Source organism: Anaerolineales bacterium (assembly GCA_015075625.1).
Taxonomy (GTDB): domain Bacteria; phylum Chloroflexota; class Anaerolineae; order Aggregatilineales; family UBA2796; genus UBA2796.
The window spans coordinates 454,698-470,537 of sequence record JABTTZ010000001.1; the positions used below are offsets into that span (position 1 = coordinate 454,698).

Sequence of the window (15,840 nt, forward strand, 5' to 3'; positions counted from 1 at the left end):
AGGAGTCAAATTCCTTGAAAAATGCTGTAGGTGGCAAATTGGGGGAATTATACGCGGAGAGTCGTTCAATTTCGAGGGGTGCGCTGTAGCTGATGTTTTTCACGCAACGAGTTATGATTACCATCCGTCCCTATACTCAGTCCTGCAGAAAGTATACACATGACCTTCTTGCAAGCTATTCTCCTTTTCCTTGCGGCAGTCATTGCCGGAGGGATGAACTCCATCGCCGGAGGGGGGAGTTTCCTTCTTTTTCCAACCATTCGTTTTTTGGGGGGGACTATCCCCTCGCTCAATGCGAATGCCACGAATACTGTTGCCCTGTGGCCCGGCTCGATGGTGAGCATTGCTCCTTACCGCAAGGAACTTGCCAAACAAGATCGGGGGCGCGTCCTCGGCTTGATGGCGGTCAGCTTGATTGGCGGCATTCTAGGGGCGATTTTGCTGCGGGCAACGCCGGCGACAATCTTTGATAAGATTTTGCCCTTCTTGCTGCTGGTGGCAACGCTTCTGTTCACCTTCAGCAAACGGATCACTCAGTTTGTAAATCGGCTGTTCAAGCGCCCGCTGATCGGGGAGGATAACCGCCCCTCGCCCGCTGCCATTGTGATCCAACTGGTAATCGCCACCTATGGCGGCTATTTCGGCGGCGGAATTGGTGTTCTCATGCTTACGCTGCTCTCGCTGATGGGCATGACGAACATCCATAGCATGAACGCCCTGAAGGTGCTGCTGGCGAGTTTGATCAATGGCGTGGCGGTGGTTATTTTTGTCCTCTCTGGCTTGGTCTATTGGGATATTGCCCTGATCACCATCGCCGGGGCAGTTCTCGGCGGCTATGGCGGCGCATCGCTGGCGCTGCGTCTCGATCCACAGATCGCCCGCCGGATTGTGATCGCCATCGCCTTTTTCGTCACGATCCTCTTTTTCATTCGCACCTACGCCGCGTGAGTCGCCTGCGGGTCTGGTCGCCATTGGCGGTGATTCTCCTCGCCGCGCTGCTGCTGCGGATGGGCTTTGTTCCCGACAGCGGACATGAGAGCGATCTCAGTTGGTACAGTCGGCGGGCATGGAGCATGAAGCAGTTCGGCTTTTTCAGCGTCTACCGCCAGCATCCTACCGACGCGCCGCCACTCTACATCACCGTCTTGGGGGTCATTGGCGCGATTCATTCGTGGGGAGAAACGCCCTTCCTCGCTGATAATCCGGCGCTGATTCCGATCTTCAAAATCGTCCCTATTGGGGCGGAACTTGGAATTATTGCCCTTGCTTATGCTTGGCTGCGACGGCGGGCGGTGTGGCGGTGGGCTGTTCCCTCAGTGATCGCCCTCTGCCCACCACTCATCCTCAATACAGCGCTCTGGGGACAGGTCGATTCGCTTTACGTCCTTATTGTGGTTGCCGCCCTATTCGCGCTTCACCATGATAAACGCTGGTGGGTGTGGGGACTGTTCGGCGTGGCGCTCACTGCCAAAATACAAAGCGTGATCCTTTTGCCGCTGCTCGTCGTCGTTTGCTTTCGCCGTTATGGTTGGCGAAATGCCCTCGGCGGGGTGATTATTGCCGTGCTCATCGTGGCGGCGGCGGTGTTTCCTTTTGCGATGGGCAGCGGTTTTGACGAAGCGCTCCATCCTTACTTCGGCGCGGTAGGGAAATATCCCGTGATCACCGTGAATGCCTTCAATCTATGGTATGTCGTCACCCCCCATAAATTTGCCCTGCCCTTCCCCTATGATTACACGCTTGATTCACAGCCTCTCAGTGCCTCCCTTCCGCTGAGCATGAATCAGGCGGGACTTGCTGCTTTGGGCGTCTGCACGCTCTTAATCCTGTGTGCCGTATGGCGGGGCGCGAAAAGAACAGACCCCGCTGAACGACGGGAATTCGTCTGGGCGGCGGCGCTCTACATGGTTTTTTTCACCCTTCCTACGCAAATCCATGAGCGCTATTTATATCCGGGTGTTGTCCTCAGCATAGTTGCCCTCGTGCAGGAACGGCGACTCATCTTCGTGGCAATAGGGAGTATCTATACCTTCACCTACAACCTTGTGATTGTCCTCGGCGTGCCGCTGCTTACGGCGGCGCTCTGGATACCGCAGGCGTCGGCTGCTATCGCTGCCCTTAACCTTTGCCTTCTGGTCGAAATGATGGGCATCGCCGTGTTTCCGCTGGCTGTGCCTCCTCGCCGCTCTCGGCTGCATCGGGCGGCGATCCCTATTGGACAAGGGATGATCACGGTAAACCGCTTCGGAATCCTGCTCCTGCTTAGTGTTTTGGCGGGGCAAATTCTCTACCGTCTGCGTTACCCCCCGCTCTATTGGTGATAGTAGTCCACTACACAGCTAAGTAGAGATAGACTGACCCAACAACCCCACCCCCCTCCCCGTAAACGGCTGAGGGAGCAGCAGCTAGAAAAAAGGGCAGGAGAGGAGAAAGGCTTGCCTGCCCAAACGAACTAGGGTGTGTTGACATTTTGGTTCAGAATCCCTATCTACCCCCTTTCCCCGCACGCGGAGAAAGGGGGAGAGCTTCCCTCTTTTTGTTTACGGGGTGGGGATTAGCGTTTCCAAGCCCTGAAAGGGTGGCTACTCCTAGCCCGCTGCTTTAGCGGCGGGCGCTTACGGGCGGCGCTGGGCGCAAGGCATGGCGCCCCTACGGGAATTACACTATCAACAGAACCTACAGCATTTTTCAAGGAGATTGACCCCTTCGTGGTTGACAGCCCCGCTTATCACAATATACTTACCGATGGGCTAGGCGGTGGTGATCTAAGGGGTAAACGAACGACGCCCGCTCTTCTTGTAAGAAGGCTGGTTGCAGTCCAACCAGTGAGGGTACTGCAATAGAACGCGGAAGCCCTCATCCCCCCTTGCCCCCTTCTCCCAATGGGAGAAGGGAGTAGTCACTTTTTGAGGGGGCTTCCCCCTTAATCTGCCTCTTTGGGGCGCTCTGAGAAACACCTCGCTTGGGATACGTGGTGACAGACACGATGAATACCCTCTAACCTTTATTTGCACCATTGGTTAATATTTGTTGATGGTCAGCCTTTTGAGAACTATCAAGCTGGAAATCTGACGGCGCAGAGTGAACACGCATTGGACAGCGATGGAAGGTATAAGCGATGGAAAATGATTTTGATCGAGTCATTGAAAAATTTAACATGCTTCGCCAAATCAATAAGGTCGAGTTTCAGCCGGTATCAGAAGAAATCGTAACAGGTTTCGAGAATCGCTGGAATATTATCCTGCCAGAGAACTATCGTCGGCTCTTGCTCAGCGTGGGGTATGTCAAGCTGCTAAATGATGGTTATTCGCTTCTGCTCTCGCTCGATGAGGTAGTTGAAGACGCGGTTAGTTACTTTTCTGATACTCCTATTCCCAATGATCTGTTTTCTGCGCCATTTCCATTTACGACGGCTTGGCTTGGCAAAGATAAATTTGACGACGAAGCCGACTATCTGGAACAGGTGCGCCAGAAAATAGGGACAGTTCGCGGGGCACTGACACTGTGTTCGGGCGGTTGTACGACTCGTTACATCCTAGTCGTATCCGGCACTGAACGCGGTAATGTCTGGTGGGATGATCGGTGGGACTGTTTTTCAGTTGCACCAGAGCCATTTACCCCACAGGGGAGTGATGAACATGATCGTGCTATCCCCATCGAACCGGGCAACCGTGTGACATTCTACCAGTGGATTGAAGGATATGTTGATCACTGGTTGGCTTCATAGTTTATGATTGAGCCAATAGAGGATGATTCGGGCATGAAGCTGGAAAATGTAAAGGTCGTTGGCGGCGAACTCAACTCGATTACGCAGGAAGTGGTGTCGGACGTTGGGGCAACACTCAATATCACTTTCCCAGTTGGCTATCGTGAATTTATCACGACATTGGGGTAGCGAAACAGAAGGGCAATGAACAAACGCATCCGACAGCGCATAGGGCGGCGATCTCGTTTGTATAATCTTAGACCGCCACTAATATTACCCCCCCCCGTACAGTGTCAAGGGACGCGCTGTACGAATCCCCTACGGATGGACTACTCCCACGTGACCCCGCAGACGAAGACCAACTCGCCATCAACCCACATCCATTCGCCGCCGCCACCATCGGGGCAAAGGGGATCACCACCACCGCCGAAGGGTGGCGTGGGAGTCCGTGTGGGAGTAGCCGTTGCTGTTTTCGATGGGCTTGGCGTTGGGGTTGCTGTGGGGGCGAGGGCGGTTTGTGTCTTGAAGTAATCTTGTGTTTCTTTGGCATCGTTAGTAAGCCAAGAATGAACATAATCCCAATAACGAGTTTTTTGAAAATGCTCGGCGGTCAGATGCTGACCTAACGTAAAGGTATTTGAGGGACGGGCTGTAGGGATGGGCGTCCCTACAGTAGCGTAAATTATGGTCATCGTCAGCCGTGAATTAGCACGTAACGTAGCCACCCATAGATCGGTGGCTTGTTGTGCAGGGGCAAGATAGGCTGGCGGGGCAATGCGCTGTCCATTGACAAAAATCACCACTATACCAATCACGGTGAGGAGCATCATCGTGAGCCCAAAGCCTGACCTAAGGCGTCGTTTCATCGAAAGTACCTTTCGCGTCGCTGGTTATGGACACACGCCCAACGGAGACGTCGGCACGGGCGTGGGCGTGGACTGCGCCTGCACCGGCACGTACCACGTCGGGGGGACACCGAGGAACGCCATCCCCGGATGGGCATCGCGCCCCGACCCATCGGCGCGGATGAGGATCACCGTGCGGGCATCGTTCGTCGTCTATGGATGGACTACTCCCAACTCACCCCGCAGACGAAGATCAACTCCCCATCGACCCACATCCATTCGCCGCCACCGCCGGGGCAGACGGGAGGAAAGCCAGTAGGGTAGGGGATAATTGCGGGGAAGGGCGTTGCCGTCGGGGTGGGAGTCCATGTGGGAGTTGCCGTTGGGGTTTTCGATGGGCTTGGCGTTGGGGTTGCTGTGGGTGCGAGGGCGGTGAGAGTTTCACCATACATTTGCGTCACCCAAGCATCATTCGTAAGTCGTGATTGAGTGGCAGACCAATAACCAGTTTTCTGGAAATGATCGGCGGTGAGATGATCGCCCAAAGTGAACGTTTCGGTAGGAGGTGCGGGCGGGGGTGGAGTACCCATCGTTGCATAATAAACCGTCACGGTGAGTAATATTAAGGAATGCGTAGCGTCAAGATCAATAGAGGCTTGTGCTGGCGCACCAAACGCTCTCAGAGGCAATTTGGGAATGTCCATATTGCTGATTAATATTCCTAAGCAAACCAAAGAACCACAGCAAACCAGAAGGTTGTCGCAAATTTTGATTTCATGATACTTGGAGATTTTCCCTATTTGTCATTGACATTCGTCTGGTAGTGGTGGCGGCGCATTTTGTCCCACCTGGATATCAATGGTGAACGTTTCCGTTATTGGGTCATATCCAATTACTTTCACCTGAATATCTGTCTTCTCATCAATAAACATCTGATTTGTAAGCCAAATTGCTCCCAAATCGTTTGGGTTTTCCGTTGATCCTTTCCCTAAATTGCAGACATACCTCACTTCATAACCTGCCATTGCACGCCGTTTATCAATATCAACGACAACTGCAACTCCACTTGCATCCTCAATGCGGTGTATCAAAATCACGGGTCTATCGATCAGTATGGGCAGTCCTTTATCATAAAGATTCCCCAGTTTTCTCGCCTCTATCGTATAAAACGATCGGTTATCATGCTCGAAACGTGGGGTATATCAATTCGTATCATATATTTTTCGTTCGCACTCTGATTAATAGGAGCGCTATCTAGCACCTTAAGCTTGATAATGCGTGCCGATGGACTGCCAACTTCCTCAACGTGTCGGTTGAAACCAACCTGATCTGTACCGATGAAAAGCTATCGCATTATTCGGTATACAGAACAACTCACCAGTAGTATCCCATTGCCCGCATGTTTTTTGGACAGGCGATGGGGTACCTGTAGTTGTGGCTGGTAACGTTGGGTAAATAGAATAATTGCCCAGTGCATCGCTCATCACGTCCCATGACGATCCATAGACATCCCCTGGGACATAGTAAGGCGAATAGGAGTGAAGTAACCCAAGAATATGTCCGATCTCGTGGGCAACTGTTGCCTGAAGAGAGGGGATATTGATCATCGACTGAACATTCCCCACAAAGATAGGGTCTATCGCGTAAAGCGAGCCATCGATATAGATTTGGGGCATTATTCCCAGAGACGGCGTAAACGCGGCTGCCCTATTCCATAAGAAGTAGTCAAAAAAGAGGATCACAATGCCGTTATTGGATCGCATAAATGGATTTAGATCGACCCCATCTTGTATAGCCTGAGTCAGACAGTCTGTAGCGACTAAAGGGTACTCTAAGGAATCTTCATAGCTGGTATAGTCCATCGTCAACCAAGAAGAGTGAAACGCTACCATGTTGAGCGTTATTTTCCCTTGAGATTGCGCCGACCAGAAATCGACAACACTAGGAAACACCCTCTTGGCGAGTTCAAGGCTGACAAGGTAGGGGACGCTGTAAGGAACGGGCGGCGTTGGCAGTGGGTTGACAGGGTCCGGTGTGTATTGGCAAAATACGGTGAGGATGTTCAGCGTTTTCGCTGTCGCTATTTTGGTAGGTAGCCAAGTAGGTGTTAGTGTCGGCACGGGAGTCGGCGTTGCTTGCGCCTGCGCCGGCACATACCACGTCGGGGGACACCGAGGAACGCCATCCCCGGATGGGCATCGCGCCCCGACCCATCGGCACGGACGATAATCACCGTGCGGGCATCGTTCGTCGTCTATGGATAGACTACTCCCACGTGACCCCGCAGACGAAGACCAACTCGCCATCGACCCACATCCACTCGCCGCCACCGCCGGGGCAAAGGGGATCACCACCACCGCCGAAGGGTGGCGTGGGAGTCCGCGTAGGGGTTGAGGTGGGAGTAGCCGTTGCGGTTTTCGATGGGCTTGGCGTTGGGGTTGCTGTGAGGGCGAGGGCGGTGAGGGTATTGAAGTACCGTTGTGTCTGTCTGGCATCGTTAGTTAACCAGGAGCGAATCATAAAAGCCTCGGCAGTTTGTTGAAAGTGCCAAGCAGTGGCGTGATCGGCTGCGCTAAACGTTCTAGAGGGGAAGGGCTGTAGGCGGCATCGTTCCAACAGTCGCATAGTAAATGGTCACTTGAAGCCAAATTGCCTCGTCGGTTAACGTTCCATCAACCTGATTATTGGATAAGAACTTAGATGAGTTGATGTTGTTATAGCCAAGAATCGCCATAATCAGCATCAATAGGGATAGCATAGAAATCAAAATGGTTGGTCTGGATTTGGTTCTCATCTTACGCTTTTTCTCTCCTATGGACAATCATTAGGAGAGGGGAATGGTAGGTTCTGCCCAAGTGACACATCTATATTGAATGTTTGCGTCATAGAGTTATAGTCATTTACCCTAATCTGGATATTTGATAAATAATCAACAAACTCATCATTAGGTACCCAAATTGCTCCAGAGTCATTTGCGTTTAGGTGTGTGTCTTTACCGTTGTTACAGAGGTATCCTGTTCGATATTGCGAACCAATGGTTCGTCGATCAATATCGATTATTCGGGCAAGGAAGCCATACATGCTGTAAGACAAATCATCGGGATTAACGCGATGAATGAGGACAAACGGTGTATCCACAGGTGCAACCACAGGAAGTCCGTCGTCGTAATCCTTCCCTTTTCTTCTGGCTTCAACCGTATAAAACTCGCGTGTTCCCAGTATATCGACGCGGATCACACGTCTTTCGTTGGCAGCTATAGGTAAGGAACTATCCAAAATTTTCAAATCAAGGTTAACCATGCTCGGTGCGTTGACAATTTCTATGTGTGAAGGCAAAAACCATTTGAAAATCAAACCATGCAGCGCCGATGCATTATTGGGTATACAGTAGGTGTGTCCCGTCTGGTGATCCCACTGTCCACAGGGAACAAAGGTGGGTATTGCCGTACTCGATGGTGCAGGGGTAGGGTAAATCATGTAACTTCCCGTATCACTACTCATGACATCCCATGCCGATCCATAGGAATGACCGGGTTCAGGTGTGTAATAAGGGGAGACCGTATGATAGAGACCTAAGGTATGACCCATTTCATGGGCAATTCCACTTTGGATGGAAGGCTGAGGAGAAATGGCGCGATCCACGTAAGCAATAAGCATAGGAGCAACGTCATAAAGGGTATTGCCAAGCCTTATGGGAGGGGCATATTTGAGAAACGTTGCTCCAACACCTGTGAAATCACCCACTAAAAGATGGTTAAATATCATAATAACTGTTCCGTTGTTGCTCCTTGAGTAATTGGTAAAGTTTACCCCTTCCGAAAAAGCACGATCTGCGCAGCGTTGAAATAGGAAAAGTGAATCCGTCCTCACCAAATTGGCATAGGTATCGTACATGTCTAGCCAATATGGGTGAGAAGTAACCTGTTGAAAGGTGGCACTACCGCGTGATTGGGTAGACCAAAAATGGGTAACACTTGGGAATGTGGTTGAGTAAATCTGTTGCAGGTACCAGTTGGGATCATCATAAGGAGGCGGGGGAGGGGGTATATCGCTGTATTTGCAGAATAGAACAAGGACATTCATCGCCAACGGCGTTGCCATCGGCACGGGTGTCGGCGTGGACTGCCCCTGCGCCGGCACGTACCACGTCGGGGGGACACCGAGGAACGCCATCCCCGGATGGACATCGCGCCCCGACCCATCGGCACGGACGAGGATCACCGTGCGGATGCTCCGCCACCGTCCGCCCTACTCCCAATTCACCCCGCAGACGAAGATCAACTCCCCATCGACCCACATCCATTCGCCGCCACCACCGGGGCAGGCTGGCTGTCCGCCGCCCGGGGGAGGGAAGATGGGGTGCGGGAGGGCGGTGGGGGTGGGGAGTGGAGGCAAATCGGGGGCGCGAACAACTCGTGGTATCGCTGAATCTGTGCCGTAATATAAAGTCGTTCCCGTCTTGTCCCAATCGGCGGCGTAAATCGGACCCGGCACAATTTGTTCGGCGATCAATGCCCATGTTTGCGTGTCCCATACGCGAATGCGCCCTTCACGGTTGAAGCTGCGCAGCCGTATTCCCGTTGAATCAAACGCCAATGCCAAAACCATTTGGCTGTACTCGGCGTCCATGCCAATCGCAGCAGCCGCAGATAATGTGTGTAAGATAGTGCCAGATTGTGTATTCCACACGACGATCATGCCGTCAAGATGCCCACTTGCAATAAATGGCTGAGTTGAAGACCAATGAAGCCGCATTACTGGTTGTCCACTGGATATGTTCGTGTTCGATAGAACTTCTGTTGATAAAGTTATAGAGTTAACTATCCTGATTTTTCCGACTATATTGCCAAACGCAAATTGAGATTGATCAGGGCTGATTTTTATAGAAGTGGCAGGACCAGGTGAGATTTGAGATGAAAACCCTGAGGCAACTTCCCCAATGATAGTTTCACCACCATCAATCATTTCGGAACCAATAAGCACTTGTGTGTGTTCAGTATTCCATGCCAAGGAATAAATGGTTCCTTCTAGATCAGAAAACACACGGATCGTATTTCCCGTCGTTGCATCAAAAATATAAACTTTTCCATTCTTTGAATTATTTTCGGATGCTCCTAAGGCAATAAAAGCATCGTTATTACTCCATGCTATTTGGGTTACTATTCCAAATAGTCCGGGTATACTATTTATTATTTGAATAGTACTTGTATTGAGTATTTTTACTTCTCCATTATTCGTTGCTATGGCAACAAAACTTCCCGAATTACTAATACTAATCATGACGATTTCATCATTGGCTTGTCCACTCATTTTCATATTAAAATTGAAGGTAAAAATGACAAGCATAATAACAATATTATGCCAAGAAAATTTTATTCCTCTACCATTGTTGATCATGGAAAACACCTTTCATTTGGGCATCCATCCATTGGTATCGAATATCACCGGGGCGCTCCGCAGGTTGTAATACTGGTTGCTGTATTCCATTTAGCCACGATTGATTCAGAAATCCAGGACCATTCCATAGGGGTGAAGTTGCTTGGTCGCATACAGCTCGTTCGTTTTGAGATATCCCTTGCACATTGCGCCGATAAACCCAATTGAGGAACATATCCGCTTGGGCTTCTTCCACGCGCTTTAACTTTGCACCGGAAGTATCAGTATTATTTGTTGGTGGAGGAATGCCCTCGCGCACTAGAAATTGATGATCGACAGTGGTAGGATCAATTTGAAACTCGATCAACACAGCATTTTGCTGGAATTGTGTTACCTGTCGTACCGTAGCTAATCCAATACGTGCTGGACCGCTGCCCCATCCGCGTTCGCCGCGCAGCCAAGAGCGCTCCAGCACATTACCAATAGAATATTCACCCATGACCCGTTTAGGCTCATTGGGTGTGCAATCAGAAATGACAGTGCCACTACTCATCCTATCCACAAAGCGGGGGCGTCCTCCCAAAGAGGCACGGCTGTCAAAGACATGCCCAAACTCATGAACAATGACATACTCGGTGAAGGGAAGATAGGTTACATTGTCTGGGGCAATGAGGGGCAAGGCACAGGAGATGGAGGCGGTGTTATTGTCTGTGAAGCAAATCCCCAACGCGGTTCCACCCTTGACCAGTGTGAGTGACCCCATCACAGTTTGGAAGACCTGCGCCTCTGTCTGTGTCAGGCGATGTTGAGAGAGACTATGAAGGGCACGGGCAGTCTCGGTCACGGCGCGGTGAATGGCGGCGATTTCCTCTGGTGACCAAGCACCTTGCAGGGTGATTCCATAGGCGGATAAATCCGCTTGTATCGGTGTCACCGTCGGCATGGGCGTCGCCGTCGGGAGGGGCAGACTCCCGCAGTCCCCGCTGGTGACCTGCGTGCCGTAGGCATTGTTGAACCACCCGCTGTAGAGCGTCCCCTCGTGGACGATTTGGGTGAAGGCTACCGCCGGGTACTGGTTAGCCCGTTGATACAGCCCCAGCACAAACCCCGCTGGCACAGTGAACAACCCAGCACCTGTTTCCGTCGCTGCTTCTTCAGGGGTGTGGTAGACACGGCGCAGATCAGGCGGTGGTGTGCCGGTCAGCGTCCCTGTCGGCGTGGGCGTGCCGAAGTTCGGCAGGATCAGGACGTGGCAGACCGCTGGGGAGGGTTGGGGTGGGGTGGGCGTCATGGTTGGTGTGGGCGTCGCCGTCGGGAGGGGCAGACTCCCGCAATCCCCGCTAACGATCTGCGGGCAGTGTACACGATCCGCCGTCGGTTATTCTGGACGCTCCGCCACCGTCCGCCTACTCCCAACTCACCCCGCAGACGAAGACCAACTCGCCATCGACCCACATCCATTCGCCGCCACCACCGGGGCAGGCTGGCTGTCCGCCGGGAATGCCTGTGGGATGAGGGTAGGCGGTAGGGAAAGGGGGTGTCGAGGGCATTATTGGCTCGATATGCACCTCCCCATCTGCACCACCATAGGCAAGTTTTGTCCTATCAGGACTCCAGTCCGCCGCATAAATGGGAGCGGGAAGCTGACGATTTTCAAGGATAGTTTGCGTCGCAATGTCCCATACACGGTAGGTACCATCGCCGCTGATACTGGAAAGGGTGCTACCATTTGGCGAGAAGGATAGGGCTACCACAAAACCTGTAAGCCAATCTTCTCCCTGATATGTGTTTCCGCGTCCTTCAAAAATGATCTGGCGAGAGTCTTCTCTCCATATGTAAACATACCCATTACTTGTGCCCGCCGCAATTGCGCGTGTCGAGGAACTCCAAGCAAGGCTAACTACTTGACCCTCTAATCTCGTATTCTCACTTATCACACTTTGAACACCTAAAGTTGATGCATCCAACACCACAATAGCGCCAATTCCACCGATGATAATTTGATTTCCCAATACATCCCAAATTACGTCTGACACCGATCCCATTCGGAGAGTCCTAATCGTGGAACCCGAAACAGCATTAATTACGTAGGCATCTTCTTCAATTGGGATCACTAAAATCTGCTCTGCATTAGATTCCCATGCAACTGCGTAAAGATCAGTTCCTAAATTGGGGATTGCATGAATTCTCTGTCTACTTGGAACATTCCAAATCATCAAACTATTATCTGGACTTGCACTAACACTAGCAACGCGCACATCGTCACTGCTCCAAGCAAGATTATGCACACTTCCTCGGTGACGTCCTAAATCCCATAGATCTGAGACTGAAGTGTCCGCTATTTTTACTCTACCATCCGCATAACCCATTGCAAGATATCGCCCACTTGGACTCCAAGCAATTCCAGTCATCCGTAACGGCGGATAGTCAGATTGGGCAACTACGGAAATACCGCCAATCAAAAACAGCAACAAAACTACAAGAGAGCGGGAGGTAACTACGTGACGTGCCATAGGGGTTATCCTTATCATAAAAGTTAACGCCACTTGTTTCGAGAGTTCTCAAAGATACTGGCAAGAGTCCCTTCCATCCACCAATAGCGACGGTTACCAGGAAGGGTATCATCTGGGGAATTGGTCTTCGTGATGTTGCGAAATCCCTGCCATACACCAGCAGCGGGGTAACTACAGGCGGGACTCAGTTGATCAAGTTGAGTCGCGACATCCCCATTGGGAACAAAATTATCTGGAATGCCCGTAGGGGCAACATCACTGGTGCGGCGATAGACCCAATTAAGGAACATATCGGCGGCAGTTTCAACATCTGAATTCATCGGATTCTGTTGGAACTGTGAGATTGATTGAGCGTCATCAACTAAAGTAGCAGTACCCCAACCACGCTGTCCCCGCAACCAAGTACCGCCCGATGTCACACCCATAATGCGCCCCCCAACGGTACTGCAATCAGGCAGCATAAAGGACGCACCGACATAGGTTCGCAACTGATTCCCGCTGCGAATGTCGAGAACATGCCCCAATTCATGAACAGCAGCGGTTTCCAAGACCTCGCCATTGGTGATCCAAGTGTTCGTCTGACGCATAAAGCCCCGACAGGCAACGACTATTGTGCTGATGACGGATGGAATCGGATCGTGAACACGGCATTCGCCGGCGGAGGTGTCATAGTAGATAGCATAGGGACTGTTGGTCGGTTGGATTTCGGCAAGGCGTAAGAAGACGAGGGAACTGCCTATCACCGTTTTGAAGCGTGCCTGTGGCGCTGCACCGAGGACGCCAAAGCGTGTAAAAGCATCGGCAATACGCGCTGCACCGGTCAAGATCGCCTGACGTTCACTGGCTGTCCATGATTGTTGGTCTTCACGCAGTTCGATCCCATAATCAGCAAGGGTGTCAGGGGTGGGCGTTCCTGTCGGCGTCGGGACGGGCAGACTCCCGCAGTCCCCGCTGGTGACCTGCGTGCCGTAGGCATTGTTGAACCACCCGCTGTAGAGTGTCCCCTCGTGGACGATTTGGGTGAAGGCTACCGCCGGGTACTGGTTAGCCCGTTGATACAGCCCCAGCACAAACCCCGCTGGCACGGTGAACACCCCTTCGCCTGTTTCCGTCGCTGCTTCTTCAGGGGTGTGGTAGACACGGCGCAGATCAGGCGGTGGTGTGCCGGTCAGCGTCCCTGTGGGCGTGGGCGTGCCGAAGTTCGGCAGGATCAGAACGTGGCAGACCGCTGGGGGGAGGGTTGGGGTGGGGGTGGGCGTCATGGTTGGTGTCGGCGTCGCCGTCGGGAGGGGCAGACTCCCGCAGTCCCCGTTAACGATCTGCGGGCAGTGTACACGATCCGCCGCCGGTTATTCTGGACGCTCCGCCACCGTCCGCCCTACTCCCAACTCACCCCGCAGACGAAGACCAACTCGCCATCGACCCACATCCATTCGCCGCCACCGCCGGGGCAAAGGGGTTGTCCGCCGGGAATGCCAGTGGGATGAGGGTAGGCAGTGGGGAGAGGGGGCGTCGCGGTTGGCGGTGGGGGAGTCCATGTTGGGGTGGCGGTGGGCGTTGAGGTTGCTGTGGGGGCGAGGGCGGTCATTGTCTCAAAATAAATTTGTGTTAACCAAGCATCATTAGCAAGCCGTGATCGTGTGGCGGACCAATAAGCAGTTTGTTGAAAATGCCAAGCTGTTGCATGATCCCCCGCGCTAAATGTTCTCGATGGGAGGGCTGTCGGGGGCATCGTTCCAACAGTCGCATAGTAAATGGTCACTTGAAGCCAAATTGCCTCGTCGGTTAACGTTCCATCAAATTGGCTATCGGTCAAGAATTCAGGCTGATTGATATTGATGTACCCAATCATCAAGATGAAAATAATCAACAGTGCTATCAGAGAAATCAGAATCGTTGTTGTTGATTTGGCGTTCATAGAAGGCATTTTCTCTCCTATTGACATTCACTCGGAGATGGGGGAGGGATGTTCTGCCCAAGTGACACATCGATATTCAGCGTCTCTGTAGAAGGGTTATGGTTGATCACTCTAATGCGAATGTCTGCTAAAGAATCAAAAAACTCTTCGCGAACTAACCAGATTGCACCGGTATCGTTTGCATTTAAGACAATATCTTTACCATTGTTGCATAGATACCCAGTTGTATATTGCGAACCAATGGTTCGTCGATCAATATCGATTATTCGGGCAAGAAAGCCATACGTGCCGTAAGACAAATCATCGGGATTAACGCGATGGATAAGGACAAACGGTGTATCCACCGGGGCTACTACAGGGAGTCCGTCGTCGTATTCCTTCCCTTTTCGTCTGGCTTCAACCGTATAAAACTCGCGTGTTCCCAGTATATCGACGCGAATTACAAGTCTTTCGTTGGCAGCTATGGGTAAGGAACTATCCAAAATTTTCAAATCAAGGTTAACCATGCTTGGTACGTTGACAATTTCTATCTGTGAAGGCAAAACCATTTGAAAATCAAACCATGCAGCGCCGATGCATTATTGGGTATACAGTAGGTATGTCCCGTCTGGTGATCCCACTACCCACAGGGAACAAAGGTGGGTAGTGCCGTACTCGCTGATACAGGGGTAGGGTAAATCAGGTAACTTCCCGTATCACTACTCATGACATCCCATGCGGATCCATAGGAATGACCGGGTTCAGGTGTGTAATAAGGGGAGACCGTATGATAGAGACCTAAGGTATGACCCATTTCATGGGCAATTCCACTTTGGATGGAAGGCTGAGGAGAAATGGTGCGATCCACGTAAGCAATAAGCATAGGAGCAACGTCATAAAGGGTATTGCCAAGCCTTATGGGAGGGGCATATTTGAGGAACGTTGCCCCAACTCCTGTGAAATCACCCACTAAAAGATGGTTAAATATCATAATAACTGTTCCGTTGTTGCTCCTTGAGTAATTGGTAAAGTTTATCCCTTCCGAAAAAGCACGATCTGCGCAGCGTTGAAATAGGAAAAGTGAATCCGTCCTCACCAAATTGGCATAGGTATCGTACATGTCTAGCCAATATGGGTGAGAAGTAACCTGTTGAAAGGTGACACTACCGCGTGATTGGGTAGACCAAAAATGGGTAACACTTGGGAATGTGGTTGAGTAAATCTGTTGCAGGTACCAGTTGGGATCATCATAAGGAGGCGGGGGAGGGGGTATATCGCTGTATTTGCAGAATAGAACAAGGACATTCATCGCCAACGGCGTTGCCGTCGGCACGGGCGTCGGCGTGGACTGCCCCTGCGCCGGCACGTACCACGTCGGGGGGACACCGAGGAACGCCATCCCCGGATGGGCATCGCGCCCCGACCCATCGGCGCTCCGCCACCGTCCGCCCTACTCCCAACTCACCCCGCAGATGAAGACCAACTCCCCATCGACCCACATCC

General features: G+C 51.8%; 17 protein-coding genes and 1 pseudogene. 3 read left to right on the plus strand and 15 right to left on the minus strand.

The window, feature by feature from the left end:
- Positions 1-159: 159 nt before the first annotated feature.
- From HS103_01960 to HS103_01970, 3 genes are all read left to right on the plus strand, one after another.
- The gene (locus tag HS103_01960; GenBank protein ID MBE7511567.1) at positions 160-948 is read left to right on the plus strand and encodes a sulfite exporter TauE/SafE family protein; all 789 of its coding nucleotides are present in this window, start codon (positions 160-162) and stop codon (positions 946-948) included.
- Positions 945-2,321, plus strand: a complete 1,377-nt coding sequence (locus HS103_01965; protein ID MBE7511568.1) for a DUF2029 domain-containing protein — start codon at positions 945-947, stop codon at positions 2,319-2,321. The genes HS103_01960 and HS103_01965 overlap by 4 nt, the downstream gene beginning before the upstream one ends.
- Before the next feature lie 797 nt (positions 2,322-3,118).
- Entirely contained in the window at positions 3,119-3,727 is a 609-nt protein-coding gene (locus HS103_01970) for an SMI1/KNR4 family protein (protein ID MBE7511569.1), read from the plus strand.
- A gap of 308 nt (positions 3,728-4,035) precedes the next feature.
- Here HS103_01970 and HS103_01975 read toward each other — a convergent pair whose 3' ends face one another.
- From HS103_01975 to HS103_02045, 15 genes and pseudogenes are all read right to left on the minus strand, one after another.
- Positions 4,036-4,572, minus strand: coding sequence for a hypothetical protein (locus HS103_01975; protein MBE7511570.1), 537 nt, complete (start codon positions 4,570-4,572; stop codon positions 4,036-4,038).
- Positions 4,573-4,596: 24 nt separating this feature from the next.
- Positions 4,597-4,743: a hypothetical protein gene (locus HS103_01980; protein MBE7511571.1), complete on the minus strand. Its 147-nt coding sequence runs from the start codon at positions 4,741-4,743 to the stop codon at positions 4,597-4,599.
- A 143-nt stretch (positions 4,744-4,886) separates the two neighbouring features.
- Positions 4,887-4,973, minus strand: a pseudogene (locus HS103_01985) (chitin deacetylase).
- 381 nt (positions 4,974-5,354) lie between these two features.
- Entirely contained in the window at positions 5,355-5,642 is a 288-nt protein-coding gene (locus tag HS103_01990; GenBank protein MBE7511572.1) for a hypothetical protein, read from the minus strand.
- A 210-nt stretch (positions 5,643-5,852) separates the two neighbouring features.
- On the minus strand, positions 5,853-6,671 hold the full coding sequence (locus tag HS103_01995) for a hypothetical protein (protein ID MBE7511573.1): 819 nt from the start codon (positions 6,669-6,671) through the stop codon (positions 5,853-5,855).
- 145 nt (positions 6,672-6,816) lie between these two features.
- Complete coding sequence (locus HS103_02000) at positions 6,817-7,071, minus strand: hypothetical protein (protein ID MBE7511574.1); 255 nt, start codon at positions 7,069-7,071, stop codon at positions 6,817-6,819.
- 61 nt (positions 7,072-7,132) lie between these two features.
- Positions 7,133-7,309, minus strand: a complete 177-nt coding sequence (locus tag HS103_02005) for a hypothetical protein (GenBank protein ID MBE7511575.1) — start codon at positions 7,307-7,309, stop codon at positions 7,133-7,135.
- A gap of 53 nt (positions 7,310-7,362) precedes the next feature.
- The gene (locus HS103_02010) at positions 7,363-8,445 is read right to left on the minus strand and encodes a hypothetical protein (GenBank protein ID MBE7511576.1); all 1,083 of its coding nucleotides are present in this window, start codon (positions 8,443-8,445) and stop codon (positions 7,363-7,365) included.
- A 127-nt stretch (positions 8,446-8,572) separates the two neighbouring features.
- On the minus strand, positions 8,573-8,854 hold the full coding sequence (locus HS103_02015) for a hypothetical protein (protein ID MBE7511577.1): 282 nt from the start codon (positions 8,852-8,854) through the stop codon (positions 8,573-8,575).
- Positions 8,800-9,948: a hypothetical protein gene (locus HS103_02020; protein MBE7511578.1), complete on the minus strand. Its 1,149-nt coding sequence runs from the start codon at positions 9,946-9,948 to the stop codon at positions 8,800-8,802. Before HS103_02020 ends, HS103_02015 begins: the two co-directional genes overlap by 55 nt.
- On the minus strand, positions 9,932-11,218 hold the full coding sequence (locus HS103_02025; GenBank protein ID MBE7511579.1) for a hypothetical protein: 1,287 nt from the start codon (positions 11,216-11,218) through the stop codon (positions 9,932-9,934). The genes HS103_02020 and HS103_02025 overlap by 17 nt, the downstream gene beginning before the upstream one ends.
- 115 nt (positions 11,219-11,333) lie before the next feature.
- Positions 11,334-12,440, minus strand: a complete 1,107-nt coding sequence (locus HS103_02030; protein MBE7511580.1) for a hypothetical protein — start codon at positions 12,438-12,440, stop codon at positions 11,334-11,336.
- Between the two features lie 23 nt (positions 12,441-12,463).
- Entirely contained in the window at positions 12,464-13,702 is a 1,239-nt protein-coding gene (locus HS103_02035; GenBank protein MBE7511581.1) for a hypothetical protein, read from the minus strand.
- Between the two features lie 116 nt (positions 13,703-13,818).
- Entirely contained in the window at positions 13,819-14,358 is a 540-nt protein-coding gene (locus tag HS103_02040) for a hypothetical protein (GenBank protein MBE7511582.1), read from the minus strand.
- Between the two features lie 17 nt (positions 14,359-14,375).
- Positions 14,376-14,864, minus strand: coding sequence for a hypothetical protein (locus tag HS103_02045; GenBank protein ID MBE7511583.1), 489 nt, complete (start codon positions 14,862-14,864; stop codon positions 14,376-14,378).
- Positions 14,865-15,840: the final 976 nt, after the last annotated feature.

Coding starts and splice junctions, on each gene's coding strand:
- HS103_01960 (MBE7511567.1), top strand. CDS start 160: ATGACCTTCTTGCAAGCTATTCTCCTTTTCCTTGCGGCAGTCATTGCC.
- HS103_01970 (MBE7511569.1), top strand. CDS start 3,119: ATGGAAAATGATTTTGATCGAGTCATTGAAAAATTTAACATGCTTCGC.
- HS103_02020 (MBE7511578.1), bottom strand. CDS start 9,948: ATGATCAACAATGGTAGAGGAATAAAATTTTCTTGGCATAATATTGTT.
- HS103_01975 (MBE7511570.1), bottom strand. CDS start 4,572: ATGAAACGACGCCTTAGGTCAGGCTTTGGGCTCACGATGATGCTCCTC.
- HS103_02025 (MBE7511579.1), bottom strand. CDS start 11,218: ATGACGCCCACCCCACCCCAACCCTCCCCAGCGGTCTGCCACGTCCTG.
- HS103_02035 (MBE7511581.1), bottom strand. CDS start 13,702: ATGACGCCCACCCCCACCCCAACCCTCCCCCCAGCGGTCTGCCACGTT.
- HS103_02005 (MBE7511575.1), bottom strand. CDS start 7,309: ATGCTATCCCTATTGATGCTGATTATGGCGATTCTTGGCTATAACAAC.
- HS103_02015 (MBE7511577.1), bottom strand. CDS start 8,854: ATGGATGTGGGTCGATGGGGAGTTGATCTTCGTCTGCGGGGTGAATTG.
- HS103_02000 (MBE7511574.1), bottom strand. CDS start 7,071: ATGATTCGCTCCTGGTTAACTAACGATGCCAGACAGACACAACGGTAC.
- HS103_02040 (MBE7511582.1), bottom strand. CDS start 14,358: ATGAACGCCAAATCAACAACAACGATTCTGATTTCTCTGATAGCACTG.
- HS103_02030 (MBE7511580.1), bottom strand. CDS start 12,440: ATGGCACGTCACGTAGTTACCTCCCGCTCTCTTGTAGTTTTGTTGCTG.
- HS103_02045 (MBE7511583.1), bottom strand. CDS start 14,864: ATGGTTAACCTTGATTTGAAAATTTTGGATAGTTCCTTACCCATAGCT.
- HS103_02010 (MBE7511576.1), bottom strand. CDS start 8,445: ATGTACGATACCTATGCCAATTTGGTGAGGACGGATTCACTTTTCCTA.